This window comes from Bacillus cereus group sp. Bce041 (genome assembly GCF_052646455.1).
This window is the reverse complement of record NZ_JBQXON010000001.1, coordinates 806,918-819,985: the sequence shown is the minus strand read 5'-3', so window position 1 is coordinate 819,985 and position 13,068 is coordinate 806,918. Positions and strand designations below refer to the sequence as shown.

Below are 13,068 nucleotides of genomic sequence, written 5' to 3'. Positions count from 1 at the left end.
ATTTATATAATGAAGATAGAACGAATGAAGTAGAGGATAGATTGGATGAGAGAAAGGAAAAGCAAGAATGGAAAAACAGTCATGGATGGAGCTATTGCCGATTGATCGTTATAAAGTAAGTGCGAAAGGACTACTGCACAATTACGACCGAAAAGTGTTAACGATGTTGTATCAGCCGTTAATAGGTAGTAGAGCTTTTAGCTTATACATGACACTATGGGGAGAGCTTGAGCAAGATCGTGTATTTGGAAAAGAGAATACGCATCATTCCCTTATGGTGACTATGCAAATGCAACTTCCTGAAGTATATGAGGAACGAGTAAAGTTAGAGGCAATTGGGCTTTTGAAGGTATATATTAAGAAAGAAAAAGATATTCGAATGTTCATATATGAGTTGCAACCACCTTTATCTCCGAAGCAGTTTTTTGATGATATTGTTTTAAGTATCTTTTTATACAATCGATTGAGCAGGACAAAATATAATCAAGTAAAGCAATATTTCTTAGAAGAAGAATTTGATTTTGCTTCTTATGAAAATGTTACGCGTTCTTTCAATGATGTGTTTGGTTCGTTTAATCCAGGACAACTTGAGCATGCGCAAGAAGACCTTCGTATTCCAAAAACGACAACTATGCCAAGTAACGAGAAGGGAGACGCTCCGAAAGTTTGGAATGATTTCTTTGATTTCTCTTTATTTGTAGATGGATTGTCCGCTCTTGTTCCTAAAAAGGCGATTACAGATCAAGTGAGAGACTGCGTTATAACACTTGCTTACGTGTATGGTGTAGATGTGTTATCGATGCAAAATATCGTTCTTGGTGCAGTGACAGAGATGCAAACAATTGATATGGAAAGGCTTAGAAAAGGAGCGCGCGATTGGTATCAATTTGAAAATGGTCAAGCATTACCGGTATTAAGTGAAAGAGTACAGCCTCATGCTGCACGTACGATGAAAGAGAAAGAGCCTTCATCGCAAGAGGAGATGCTAATAAAGCAGCTAGAGGAAATCTCACCAAAACAACTATTGAAAGAGATTTCTGGTGGTGCAGAGGCAACGAAAGCGGACTTGCAGATCGTTGAAGATGTCATGATTAATCAAAAATTGACACCAGGAGTTGTGAATGTACTTATTTATTACGTTATGCTACGCTCAGATATGAAACTTGCGAAAACGTATGTCGAGAAGATTGCTGGGCATTGGGCACGTAAAAAGGTCGGTACAGTAGCGGACGCGATGGCGTTAGCGAAAGAAGAGAACCGTCAATATCAAGAGTGGGCTGAGACGAAGAAAAAAGGCCGTACGGCGAAGAAAACGGTGCGGAAAGAAATGGTGCCAGATTGGCTTAAGGAAGAAGAGCCGAAAGAACAAGAGAAAGAAACAGTGAAGAAAGATGTAAGTGTAGAAAAAGATGCAAGTACGCTAGAAGATGAACGAAAACGACTAGAAGAAGTGTTAAAAAAATATAAGCGTGATTAATAGAAGAGAATGAACGCTCTTTGAGGTGAGAAAATGGAGCATATTCAAAATTCATTTGCAAAATTAATGGAAAATGAAAACTTTAAAAATAGATATGAAGTATTAAAGGCAGAAGTAATGGCGCATCCGCGTGTGAAAGAATTTATAGATGAACATAAGGGTGAAGTAACGACTTCTATGATTGAGCGCAGTCTTGTGAAGTTATATGAATATATTGGACAAAGTGTAGGTTGCGTGGATTGTCCGGATTTAGGCTCATGTAAAAATATGCTACAAGGGTACGAGCCAAAGCTTGTTATTCAAGGGAAGATGATTGATATTCAATACGATCGCTGCGTTAGAAAAGTAGCGCATGACGAGAGAAAGAAATATGAAAAACTTGTTCAAAGTGTATATATGCCAACGGATATTTTACAGGCAACTATGGAAAACTTAGATCCTTCTGATTTAAATGCACGTATCGATGCGATTGGTGCAGCGAATGAATTTTTAAGTACATATGAACCAGGTAAAAAAGCACAAGGTTTATATTTGTACGGTAAATTTGGTGTAGGAAAAACGTATTTGTTAGGAGCAATAGCGAACGAGCTTGCTCGAAAGAAAATAAGTTCGATGCTCGTATACTTCCCGGAATTTTTACGTGAAATTAAAAGTTCAATTCAAGATAATTCGATTGGTGAGAAGATTGATGCGGTTAAACGCGTACAAGTTTTAATGTTAGATGATATCGGGGCAGAAGCGATGTCAAGCTTTGTCCGTGACGATGTACTCGGTGCAATCTTACAATTCCGTATGTTAGAAAACTTACCGACGTTCTTTACGTCTAATTTTGATTTTAAACAACTGGAACACCATTTAACGTATACGCAGCGTGGCGAGGCTGAAGAAATGAAGGCAGCACGCATTATGGAACGAATTAAATATTTAGCGAAACCAATTCCGATTGGTGGGAAAAACCGTCGTCATAAGTAAAAGAGCAAGCTGAGAAGCTTGCTCTTTTGTATTATAGTGATATTTTCTTTTCAAATATGAGGTCGAAATATTCAGGTTGTCCAGAACTGCCAAACGTAGGGGCAACAATCTGTACGAACCTCCAGCCATCTCTAGCATGTTCTTGAATAATTTCTTGGTAGTCTTCAGCTGGTTTTGAGCGAGTGAACCCCCAATGTAATTCGACTTTTACGAATTTATATTCAAACATTCAGATACCCCCTTTTATTGATAAGTAAAGTATACAATAAAAATTCATAGTAGCTTGTATCATTTTTTTCTCCCTCCCTTAATATATATAAAATTAGCAAGCCATATTGAGTGGATTTTCTAACGATAGGAAATGTAATTCTACTAAGAGTGAACTTCACGCGGAACGGACTCTTATAGGATTTGTAACGTATAGATACAGTCCTTTAGAGCGGGGATAAAAGGGGGGACAAAAGTGATTGAAATTTGCTTCGAAGAAAAAAATGATGCTATGTACGTATATAGACAATTGCTGAAAAGAGCGGAAGTATTATATAAGGAAACGAGTGTGTATTTACAGGAACAAAAAGTGGTGATTCACATACCAGTACGTGAATCGAATTATATTGAAAAGATCTTATTGCCAGTAATGGTGTATTTCATTGTGAATGTGAAACAAAATGAGTGGATTTATACGATTTTAAAAGAAAAGTTTTTTTATGAAGAACAAGAAGAGTGTCATCAAATATTGCACATGGCACATGAGATTTTAAAGGGAAGAAGAAAAGGTGTAGCTCAGGATTTAACGCGTAACGCATTTGAGTCATATATTAAGTCTTCTTTAAATAATTGGCTTTGTGATCCGCTCTCATTCTCGTTTTCATCATATATCCGTTTTCGTCTTCGTACATATAGGGAAATGGTGGCTAAACTTGCGGAAGTGGCAATTGATGAATATAAGATGGAGCAAGAATACCAAATGTTCATTGAGACGCTTCGGCAACAAGTAAGTAGCCGTAAATCACGTTTGTCTTGCATGCATCTTATTTTTGATGAAAGCTTTATCTTTTATGATGATAAAGGTAGGCGTTTAAAACAGGAGAAGTTGGTCCAATATATAGATGAGGAATTATTAAAGCAAAATGATGTATATATTGATACGAAAGTAATTGCGCCGCTTCTTTCTATTTCGCCCAAAAAGATTTATTTATATACGAAAGAACAAGACCATAATATGATAATTACTTTGCGAAATGTGTTCCAAGAACGGGTCCAATTACATGAATTACATGATTTTGAGCGCAATGTGAAAAATTTAAAAAATAAAGGTAACGCCCTTGATTTTCTAAGTTTTTGAGCATATAATTACCTACATAAATGAAATATATTGAAATGTCATGATGAGGACATGAGTAGTTTTCTACGATTTTCAGAGAGGGAAGCCTTAGGGTGTGAGCTTCCTAGTACGGGATTATTACTTACCACCTCTAAACTTTAGCAGTGAACGGTTTTTCTAGTAATTGCTAACGGACAACACCGTTATGTTGAACTTGAGCAATTAACAATTATGTTAATTGGAACAAGGGTGGAACCACGAATTCAACACTCGTCCCTTTTTACGGGATGAGTGTTTTTTATTTTGAGAAAAAGAGGAGTGACCAGTGATGGCAGATGTAGTTAAAATTACTTTCCCTGATGGAGCTGTGAAGGAGTTTCCAAAAGGCGTAACAACTGAAGAAATCGCAGCTTCTATTAGCCCAGGCTTAAAGAAAAAAGCTGTAGCTGGAAAATTAAACGATGAGATGATCGATCTTGTTACACCAATCGAAGAAGATGGTGCAGTTTCTATCATTACATTAGATTCTGAAGATGGCCTATATATTTTACGCCATTCAACAGCCCACCTTTTAGCACAAGCGTTAAAACGTTTATATAAAGATGTTAAGGTTGAGCTCGGCATTGGTCCAGTAATTGAAAATGGCTTCTACTACGATATTGATATGGAAGAAGCAATTACAGTTGAAGACTTCAAGAAAATCGAAAAAGAAATGCAAAAAATCGTGAACGAGAACTTGGAAATCGTTCGTCATGAAGTACCACGTGCAGAAGCAATTCGTCGCTTTGAAGAAATCGGCGATGAGTTAAAATTAGATTTAATTAACGATCTTCCAGAAGATGCAGTTATTTCAATCTATGAGCAAGGCGAATTCTTCGACCTTTGTCGTGGTGTTCACCTTCCATCTACAGGGAAAATTAAAGTGTTTAAATTATTAAGCGTTGCAGGTGCTTACTGGCGCGGCGATAGCAATAATAAAATGCTACAACGTATTTACGGTACTGCATTCGTTAAAAAAGCGGAATTAGATGAGCACTTACGTATGCTTGAAGAAGCGAAAGAGCGCGATCACCGTAAATTAGGTAAAGAATTAAAACTATTTACTAATAGCCAAAAAGTAGGACAAGGTTTACCACTTTGGTTACCAAAGGGTGCAACAATTCGTCGTATTATCGAGCGTTATATCGTTGATAAAGAAGCAAGCTTAGGCTATGATCACGTATATACTCCAGTACTAGGAAGCAGAGAGCTTTATGAAACTTCTGGTCACTGGAACCACTATCGTGATGGCATGTTCCCATCAATGGAAATGGATAACGAAGAATTAGTTCTTCGTCCAATGAACTGTCCTCATCATATGATGGTTTATAAAAATGATATTCACAGCTACCGTGAATTACCAATCCGTATTGCGGAACTTGGAACAATGCACCGTTATGAAATGTCAGGTGCGTTATCTGGATTACAACGTGTACGCGGAATGACTTTAAACGATGCGCATATTTTCGTTCGTCCAGATCAAATTAAAGAAGAGTTAAAACGTGTTGTAAACTTAACTCTAGAAGTGTACAAAGATTTCGGTTTAGAGAACTACTCATTCCGTCTATCTTACCGCGACCCAGCAGATACTAAAAAGTATTATGCGGATGATGAGATGTGGGAAAAAGCACAAGGTATGTTAAAAGAAGCTATGGATGAAATGGGTCTTGATTACTATGAAGCTGAAGGTGAAGCGGCATTCTACGGTCCAAAACTTGACGTTCAAGTTCGTACTGCTCTTGGAAAAGACGAAACACTTTCAACTGTACAATTAGACTTCTTGCTTCCAGAACGCTTTGAATTATCATACGTTGGTGAAGACGGTAAACAACATCGTCCAGTTGTAATTCACCGTGGTGTTGTATCAACTATGGAACGTTTTGTAGCCTTCTTAATTGAAGAATACAAAGGTGCATTCCCAACATGGTTAGCTCCAGTTCAAGTACAAGTAATTCCAGTTTCTCCGCAAGTACATTTAGACTATGCGAAGAAAGTACAAGACGAATTGCGTCGTGCTGGTATCCGTGTTGAATTAGACACTCGTGAAGAGAAGATCGGTTACAAAATCCGTGAAGCACAAATGCAAAAAATTCCGTACATGCTTGTAGTAGGTGACAATGAAGTAACTGAAAACGGCGTAAACGTACGTAAATATGGTGAACAAAAATCAGAAACAATCGCATTAGATGCTTTTGTTGACATGATTAAAGTAGAAGGAAAACGATAAGAAAAAGCCGCGGTATACCGCGGCTTTTTTATGTAATATACTTGAGAAAAATTAGAAAAAATAACCATGTAACACTTATCATAAAAAAGTATTGCAAGTATGTTAGTTGTTTGTTACAATATTTCTTGTTGTTAGTAAAATACATCGCGTCTTCTTGACAGACGTCATGTCCTATGATAAACTCATCAAGGATAATAGAATATTGTTTTGTGGAACAAGTAGAAGCACCCGCTTCTCACCTGATGGACGCATTCGCAGTTAACAGGTAAATGTATTTCTTACTTAAGATTTTACAAGTGTGGGTGTCGTATGCCCGCACTTTTTTTGTTCGGGTTCTATGACTACAAAATATGTTCTGAGAAAACCTTGGAGGTGGCTTACTATTAGCAAGGATATGATGATTAACGAGCAAATTCGTGCACGTGAAGTACGTTTAGTTGGCGCAAATGGCGATCAACTTGGAATCAAGTCTCGTAATGACGCTTTAGACTTAGCTGCAAATCTTAATCTTGATTTAGTATTAGTTGCTCCAAATGCGAAACCGCCAGTATGCCGCATTATGGACTACGGTAAATTCCGCTTTGAGCAACAGAAGAAAGAAAAAGAGCAGCGCAAAAATCAAAAAGTAATTAGCATGAAAGAAGTTCGTTTAAGTCCAACAATTGATGAACACGACTTTAACACAAAACTTCGTAATGCTATCAAGTTTTTAGAGAAAGGTGACAAGGTTAAAGCATCAATTCGCTTTAAAGGACGTGCCATTACTCATAAAGAAATCGGTCAACGTGTTTTAGATCGCTTCTCAGAAGCTTGTGCTGAAGTTAGCACAGTTGAATCTAAGCCTAAAATGGAAGGACGCAGTATGTTCTTAGTTTTAGCACCGAAAAACGATAAGTAATAGATAGAGGAGGAAATACCTATGCCTAAACAAAAAACTCATCGCGGCGCTGCAAAGCGTTTCAAAAAGACTGGATCAGGTAAACTGAAACGTTCTCACGCTTACACAAGCCATTTATTCGCTAACAAATCTACAAAAGCTAAACGTAAACTACGTAAAGCTGGTGTAGTAAGCGCTGGTGACTTCAAACGCATTCGTCAAATGCTTGACAACTTAAAATAAGTTCGGCTGATATATAGAACAATTAGGAGGTAATATTATGCCAAGAGTAAAAGGTGGTACAGTTACTCGTCAACGTCGTAAAAAAGTAATTAAATTAGCAAAAGGTTACTACGGTTCAAAAAATACATTATTCAAGGTTGCTAACCAACAGGTTATGAAATCTCTAATGTATGCATTCCGTGACCGCCGTCAAAAGAAACGTGACTTCCGTAAATTATGGATTACACGTATCAACGCAGCAGCTCGTATGAATGGTCTTTCTTACAGCCGCTTAATGCACGGTCTTAAAAATGCTGGCATCGAAGTTAACCGCAAGATGCTTGCTGACTTAGCTGTTCATGACGAAAAAGCTTTCGCTGAATTAGCAACAGTTGCAAAAAACAACATTAACTAATTAATTAGTTGAAACCTTAGAAGAATTTTCTTCTAAGGTTTTTTTATTTGTATTCAAATAGAAGTTAGAAGTGAAAGAAATTCTAAAGATTAACGGCTATGTTGTTATCAATATGACAAAATCAATATAAAAGTTATAGCAGTATAGAAGAATATACATATGAAGTCAGGAGAATACTCCTGGCTTTTTTCAATTCTGCTCGTTTGGAAAGAAGAGTATCTTTCCTAGCTGAAACGACACTGCTATAATGGAAAGATGATATGGAACTTTCATCAGATGAACAATTTAAGAGCGATGACTGAAACGTATTTGTAAATTAAGGACAAGCTATTTTATAAAGAGTTAGATAGCTGACTTATTCATAAGAACTGAAACATAATAATGAACTTTGAGATGAAACAACATTGTTGCGTAAAATGCGATGTTGGAGGAGGACAATAGAATGGACTTACTACAACTATTTAAATTACAAAAAGAATTAGATGACCGTATTGCAAAAGAACATGACTTACAACCGAAAAAATTGTTAAAAGAAAAAATGTTAGCTCTTCTTGTAGAAATTGGAGAACTTGCAAATGAAACACGTTGTTTTAAATATTGGAGCAACAAACCAGCATCAGAACGTGAAGTAATATTAGAAGAATACGTAGATGGTTTGCATTTTATTTTATCAATCGGAATTGATTTAGGTATTGATAAAAACTTCCTATTCTATAAATGTGCACAGACGAATAAAACACAAGTGGAAATTTTCTTAGACACATATGCGAAAGTAATTCGTTTTACAGATCAACCATCTATTACAAACTATATTGAATTATTTACGAGCTATCTTCGACTTGGACAAGCACTTGAATTTGAACAAGAAGAGATTGAAAAAGCATATTTAGATAAAAATGAAGTAAATCATCAGCGTCAAACACAAGGATACTAATTTAATTTTTGAATATTTCAATTTAATTATTGTATAATGAATTGACTGAAGAAAAAGGAGGGTGTTGGCAATGACAAAATTAGACGCGACATTGACAATGCTAAAAGAATTAACAGATGCACGTGGTATTGCTGGTAATGAGCGTGAACCACGTGAAGTAATGAAGAAATATATTGAGCCGTTTGCGGACGAACTTTCTACTGATAATTTAGGGAGTTTAGTTGCGAAAAAAGTAGGGGAAGAAAACGGCCCGAAAATTATGGTTGCAGGTCATTTAGATGAAGTTGGATTTATGATTACACAAATCGATGACAAAGGTTTCCTTCGCTTCCAAACGGTTGGTGGCTGGTGGTCACAAGTTATGCTTGCGCAACGCGTGACGATTGTAACGCGTAAAGGAGATGTAACAGGTGTAATTGGTTCAAAACCACCGCACATTTTACCTCCAGAAGCTCGTAAAAAGCCAGTTGAAATTAAAGACATGTTCATCGATATCGGTGCTTCTAGCCAAGAAGAAGCGATGGAGTGGGGCGTACGACCAGGAGATCAAGTTGTACCTTACTTTGAATTCCAAGTGATGAAGAATGAAAAAATGTTACTTGCAAAAGCATGGGATAACCGAATCGGTTGTGCAATTGCAATTGACGTATTAAAACAATTAAAAGATGAAAAGCATCCAAACGTTGTATATGGCGTTGGAACTGTACAAGAAGAAGTTGGTCTTCGTGGCGCAAAAACATCTGCGAATTATATTAAACCAGATATCGCGTTCGCAGTAGATGTTGGTATCGCTGGAGATACACCGGGTGTAACGTCAAAAGAAGCACAAAGTAAAATGGGCGATGGACCACAAATCATTTTATATGATGCTTCTGTTATTGGACATACAGGTTTACGTGATTTCGTAGTTGATGTTGCTGATGAATTACAAATCCCGTATCAATATGATTCAGTAGCAGGCGGAGGAACGGATGCGGGTGCGATTCACATTGCTGTAAATGGTATTCCTTCTATGGCAATTACAATTGCAACGCGCTATATCCATTCTCATGCGGCAATGTTACATCGTGATGATTATGAAAATGCAGTGAAGTTAATTGTAGAAGTTATTAAACGTCTTGATAAAGAGGCTGTACATAACATTACATTTAATTAATAGAAAAAGCGAAGGAGCTTCTCCTTCGCTTTTTTATGTTTTAAAAAGGCCTTTCTAATCCTGCAGCAGTATGAGCCCCTAAAATAATTAAACGAGTTAATTGCATCGCCATAAAATGCGGGGTATATATCATCCCTCTTTTTAGCCATGACATAATCATTCCTAGGTGGGCACCAGTAACATAACTAATGAGAATATCGCGTGGAACCATTAGTTTTTCATCGTTAGGTTGTGAAATAGAGAGGCTTAATGTTAAATGCGTTTGAATTGCTTTCATCATCTTATACGTATAGTTTCCAGCAGCTTTATCACCAAGCATGACGTTATAGAAGTTAGTGTTTTCTGCAATATGTTCGAACAAGGCCAAAAAACTTGGATGTGGCGAATCAAATGTTAGTTGGAAATCTTCTTTATTTCTATTTCTCGGTTTAATTACTTCAGTTAGCTTTTCTAACATTTCTTCAATGCTTTTGTCTAGTAAGTCATATTTATCGTGGTAATGGCTATAAAATGTAGCGCGGTTTACAGGAGCGCGTTCTGCGATATGTTGAACAGTAACATTTTCAAAACCTTTTTCGCCTACTAAAGCGACAAAAGCATCCTGTATGAGTTGTCTCGTCCGTTTTACACGTGGATCATTTGTATTTTTAATAGACATTTTTATTTCCCCTCGTTTAATTTTCTATACTTAAACAACATATTGGTATTATATTGTTGTTTAAACGACATTTCATACGTAAATTGTCGGTTGTAGATTCAAAATAATTATTTATAATTATAAACGATAGTCCTTCAGAAATCAGCACCGCTCGCAGGTAGAGAAGTTTCGATTTACGCTGCAGATGGTGTGATTTTTTTGTTAAAAGGTTAATATAATTAACAATTAAACAATCTAAACAATAAGGACATAAATAGTTTAGAAAAAAATTATATGCGATATAAGGAGAGGAATGCAATGAATCAGTTTCGAAGAATGGTAATTATCAACATTATCACATTAATTGTACTAGTTGGCGGCGGTATTGGCGGTTATTACTATTACAATCAAACGGAAAATTACTTAAAAACAGACAATGCAAAGATTGATGGAAAGGTAATTCCGGTTGCTTCACCAGTAGCAGGTAAACTAACTGACTGGAAAGCTGAAGTAGGAAAAAATTATAATGAGAACGATAAATTAGGTACTGTTACTGTAGCGGCAGCTAATGGAGAACAAACAGTAGATGTAACAATTCCACAAAATGCAACAGTTGTACAATCAAACGCGACAACAAATGCTTTCGTTGGAGCGGGTAGCCCGATTGCTTATGCATTTGATATGAACAATTTATGGGTAACAGCAAACATTGAAGAAACAGATGTTGATGATGTTCAAAAAGGTCAAGATGTAGATGTGTATGTAGATGCATACCCAGATACAACGTTAACAGGAAAAGTAGAACAAGTTGGCTTAACAACAGCGAATACATTCTCTATGTTGCCATCAAGCAACGCAACAGCGAACTATACGAAAGTAACACAAGTAGTACCAGTTAAAATTTCTTTAGATCATAGCAAATCAGTAAATATTGTTCCTGGCATGAATGTGACAGTTCGTATTCATAAGTAAGGGGGAGATGAGATGTCCTCAATTGTAATTGCAGGATATGCACTATTTTGTATAATCGTCTTCTTCCTTGTAAATCGTCTTTTACGAAAGAAAAAAACGAAAATGGGAGAAGAACAAGTCCCAGCCGTAAGTAAAATAGAAGTAAGTAAAGTTGAAACAGAAGAGAAAGAAATTGAACGAAAGCAAGAATCGGAAATTTCTAATGTAGTTGAGTTAGAAACAGGAAAGCAAGAAGAAGTAAAACAAGAAAAAGAAGTGCCGAAAAAACAAATGTCTATGCCTGTAGAGAATGTGAACGTAAAAGCAGTTGTAGCTGTATTAATTCTAGGCATGTTCGTTTCTATTTTAAACCAAACAATCATTAATGTTGCATTACCTCCGTTAATGAATGAATTTAATGTATCAACTTCAACAGCACAATGGTTAATTACAGGCTTCATGCTTGTAAATGGTATTTTAGTACCGATTAGTGCCTTTTTAGTTTCACGATTTACGTATCGTAAATTATTCGTAGCAGCAATGTTATTCTTCACGGTAGGATCTATCATTTGTGCTACTTCAGGAAACTTTACAATGATGATGACAGGTCGCGTAATTCAAGCAGTTGGTGCGGGTATTTTAATGCCGGTTGGTATGAATATCTTCATGACGTTATTCCCGCCTCATAAACGCGGAGCGGCGATGGGATTACTAGGTGTAGCGATGATTTTAGCACCAGCTATCGGACCAACTGTAACAGGTTGGGTGATTGAAAACTATAGCTGGAACTTAATGTTCTATGCGATGTTTATTATTGGTTTAATTATTACGTTCCTATCTTTAAAATTCTTTACACTAGCTCAGCCGGTGTCTAAAACGAAATTAGATATATTCGGTGTGGTTAGTTCAAGTATTGGACTAGGAAGCTTATTGTACGGATTTAGTGAAGCTGGAAATAATAGTTGGACTAGTGCAGAAGTCATTATTTCACTTGTTATCGGTGTAATTGGTTTAGCGTTATTTATTTGGAGAGAGTTAACAACGGACAATAAAATGCTTGATTTACAAGTATTTAAATATCCAGTATTTACTTTTACTTTAGTAATTAATGCAATCGTTACGATGGCATTATTCGGAGGTATGTTATTGCTTCCAGTATATCTGCAAAACATTCGTGGCTTTACGCCAATTGAATCTGGTTTACTACTTCTTCCAGGATCATTAATTATGGGGATCATGGGACCAGTAGCGGGTAAATTATTCGATAAATATGGTATTCGTCCATTAGCGATAATTGGATTGGCAATTACGACGTATGCGACATATGAATTTACAAAATTATCGATGGATACACCGTATAGCGTTATTATGACGGATTATATTATACGTTCAATTGGTATGTCATTCATTATGATGCCAATTATGACAGCTGGTATGAACGCGCTGCCGATGAAATTAATTTCTCACGGTACAGCAACGCAAAATACGTCAAGACAAGTAGCTGGTTCAATTGGAACAGCGATTTTAATTACACTTATGACGCAACAAACAACTGCCCACGTAGCAGATTACGGCAACATGTTAACAACATCAAACCCAATTTTAGTTGATAAAGTACACGGCATGGGTCAAAGCTTAGCGGCCTTAGCTGGATCAGCTCAAGCAGGAGACGCGATGAGCACACAACTATTATATGGACAAATTTCAAAGCTATCTGCAATTAACGGTATTAACGATGCCTTCTTAATCGCAACGATACTTGCAGGTATCGCTTGGGTGTTATCGTTCTTCTTACAATCAGGCAATAAACCAAATAGAAAAGCAGGGAATTAATTTC

13 protein-coding genes and 2 other annotated features are annotated in these 13,068 nt (G+C 36.6%); of the genes, 11 read left to right on the top strand and 2 right to left on the bottom strand.

Annotation, left to right across the window (positions count from 1 at the left end; all coding sequences use genetic code 11):
• Nucleotides 1-67 precede the first annotated feature (67 nt).
• Both ACUN13_RS04265 and dnaI read left to right on the top strand, forming a co-directional pair.
• The gene (locus ACUN13_RS04265) at nt 68-1,477 is read left to right on the top strand and encodes a replication initiation and membrane attachment family protein (RefSeq protein ID WP_000415049.1); all 1,410 of its coding nucleotides are present in this window, start codon (nt 68-70) and stop codon (nt 1,475-1,477) included.
• A gap of 33 nt (nt 1,478-1,510) precedes the next feature.
• A complete protein-coding gene (dnaI, locus tag ACUN13_RS04260; protein ID WP_000400104.1) occupies nt 1,511-2,449 on the top strand; it encodes a primosomal protein DnaI in 939 nt (312 codons plus the stop codon).
• A gap of 31 nt (nt 2,450-2,480) precedes the next feature.
• On the opposite strand, the gene ACUN13_RS04255 is transcribed toward dnaI, so the two are convergent.
• Complete coding sequence (locus ACUN13_RS04255; protein ID WP_000464456.1) at nt 2,481-2,678, bottom strand: DUF4177 domain-containing protein; 198 nt, start codon at nt 2,676-2,678, stop codon at nt 2,481-2,483.
• A gap of 234 nt (nt 2,679-2,912) precedes the next feature.
• Between ACUN13_RS04255 and ytxC the strand changes: the two genes are divergently transcribed.
• The 7 genes from ytxC (at nt 2,913) to ACUN13_RS04220 (ending at nt 9,643) form a co-directional block, all read left to right on the top strand.
• On the top strand, nt 2,913-3,794 hold the full coding sequence (ytxC, locus tag ACUN13_RS04250) for a putative sporulation protein YtxC (protein WP_445423681.1): 882 nt from the start codon (nt 2,913-2,915) through the stop codon (nt 3,792-3,794).
• 31 nt (nt 3,795-3,825) lie between these two features.
• Nucleotides 3,826-4,054, top strand: a binding site (T-box leader).
• A 47-nt stretch (nt 4,055-4,101) separates the two neighbouring features.
• Entirely contained in the window at nt 4,102-6,039 is a 1,938-nt protein-coding gene (thrS, locus tag ACUN13_RS04245; RefSeq protein WP_000786083.1) for a threonine--tRNA ligase, read from the top strand.
• A gap of 210 nt (nt 6,040-6,249) precedes the next feature.
• Nucleotides 6,250-6,370 (top strand) — a sequence feature (ribosomal protein L20 leader region).
• A 63-nt stretch (nt 6,371-6,433) separates the two neighbouring features.
• A complete protein-coding gene (gene infC / locus ACUN13_RS04240; protein WP_000973215.1) occupies nt 6,434-6,937 on the top strand; it encodes a translation initiation factor IF-3 in 504 nt (167 codons plus the stop codon).
• 21 nt (nt 6,938-6,958) lie between these two features.
• Nucleotides 6,959-7,159, top strand: coding sequence for a 50S ribosomal protein L35 (gene rpmI, locus ACUN13_RS04235; protein WP_001125945.1), 201 nt, complete (start codon nt 6,959-6,961; stop codon nt 7,157-7,159).
• Between the two features lie 37 nt (nt 7,160-7,196).
• Complete coding sequence (gene rplT, locus ACUN13_RS04230; RefSeq protein WP_001138362.1) at nt 7,197-7,553, top strand: 50S ribosomal protein L20; 357 nt, start codon at nt 7,197-7,199, stop codon at nt 7,551-7,553.
• Nucleotides 7,554-7,995: 442 nt separating this feature from the next.
• Nucleotides 7,996-8,487, top strand: coding sequence for a dUTP diphosphatase (locus ACUN13_RS04225; RefSeq protein ID WP_000365050.1), 492 nt, complete (start codon nt 7,996-7,998; stop codon nt 8,485-8,487).
• Nucleotides 8,488-8,557: 70 nt separating this feature from the next.
• Entirely contained in the window at nt 8,558-9,643 is a 1,086-nt protein-coding gene (locus ACUN13_RS04220; RefSeq protein ID WP_000163555.1) for a M42 family metallopeptidase, read from the top strand.
• Nucleotides 9,644-9,683: 40 nt separating this feature from the next.
• Here ACUN13_RS04220 and ACUN13_RS04215 read toward each other — a convergent pair whose 3' ends face one another.
• Complete coding sequence (locus tag ACUN13_RS04215; protein WP_000023672.1) at nt 9,684-10,301, bottom strand: TetR/AcrR family transcriptional regulator; 618 nt, start codon at nt 10,299-10,301, stop codon at nt 9,684-9,686.
• Nucleotides 10,302-10,598: 297 nt separating this feature from the next.
• On the opposite strand from ACUN13_RS04215, the gene ACUN13_RS04210 reads away from it, so the two are divergent.
• Both ACUN13_RS04210 and ACUN13_RS04205 read left to right on the top strand, forming a co-directional pair.
• On the top strand, nt 10,599-11,252 hold the full coding sequence (locus tag ACUN13_RS04210; RefSeq protein ID WP_001071419.1) for an HlyD family secretion protein: 654 nt from the start codon (nt 10,599-10,601) through the stop codon (nt 11,250-11,252).
• Nucleotides 11,253-11,264: 12 nt separating this feature from the next.
• A complete protein-coding gene (locus tag ACUN13_RS04205) occupies nt 11,265-13,064 on the top strand; it encodes a DHA2 family efflux MFS transporter permease subunit (RefSeq protein ID WP_000095295.1) in 1,800 nt (599 codons plus the stop codon).
• Nucleotides 13,065-13,068: the final 4 nt, after the last annotated feature.

Coding starts and splice junctions, on each gene's coding strand:
- ACUN13_RS04220 (WP_000163555.1), top strand. CDS start 8,558: ATGACAAAATTAGACGCGACATTGACAATGCTAAAAGAATTAACAGAT.
- ACUN13_RS04205 (WP_000095295.1), top strand. CDS start 11,265: ATGTCCTCAATTGTAATTGCAGGATATGCACTATTTTGTATAATCGTC.
- ACUN13_RS04210 (WP_001071419.1), top strand. CDS start 10,599: ATGAATCAGTTTCGAAGAATGGTAATTATCAACATTATCACATTAATT.
- rplT (WP_001138362.1), top strand. CDS start 7,197: ATGCCAAGAGTAAAAGGTGGTACAGTTACTCGTCAACGTCGTAAAAAA.
- rpmI (WP_001125945.1), top strand. CDS start 6,959: ATGCCTAAACAAAAAACTCATCGCGGCGCTGCAAAGCGTTTCAAAAAG.
- ACUN13_RS04255 (WP_000464456.1), bottom strand. CDS start 2,678: ATGTTTGAATATAAATTCGTAAAAGTCGAATTACATTGGGGGTTCACT.
- ACUN13_RS04215 (WP_000023672.1), bottom strand. CDS start 10,301: ATGTCTATTAAAAATACAAATGATCCACGTGTAAAACGGACGAGACAA.
- thrS (WP_000786083.1), top strand. CDS start 4,102: ATGGCAGATGTAGTTAAAATTACTTTCCCTGATGGAGCTGTGAAGGAG.
- infC (WP_000973215.1), top strand. CDS start 6,434: ATGATGATTAACGAGCAAATTCGTGCACGTGAAGTACGTTTAGTTGGC.
- ACUN13_RS04265 (WP_000415049.1), top strand. CDS start 68: ATGGAAAAACAGTCATGGATGGAGCTATTGCCGATTGATCGTTATAAA.
- ACUN13_RS04225 (WP_000365050.1), top strand. CDS start 7,996: ATGGACTTACTACAACTATTTAAATTACAAAAAGAATTAGATGACCGT.
- dnaI (WP_000400104.1), top strand. CDS start 1,511: ATGGAGCATATTCAAAATTCATTTGCAAAATTAATGGAAAATGAAAAC.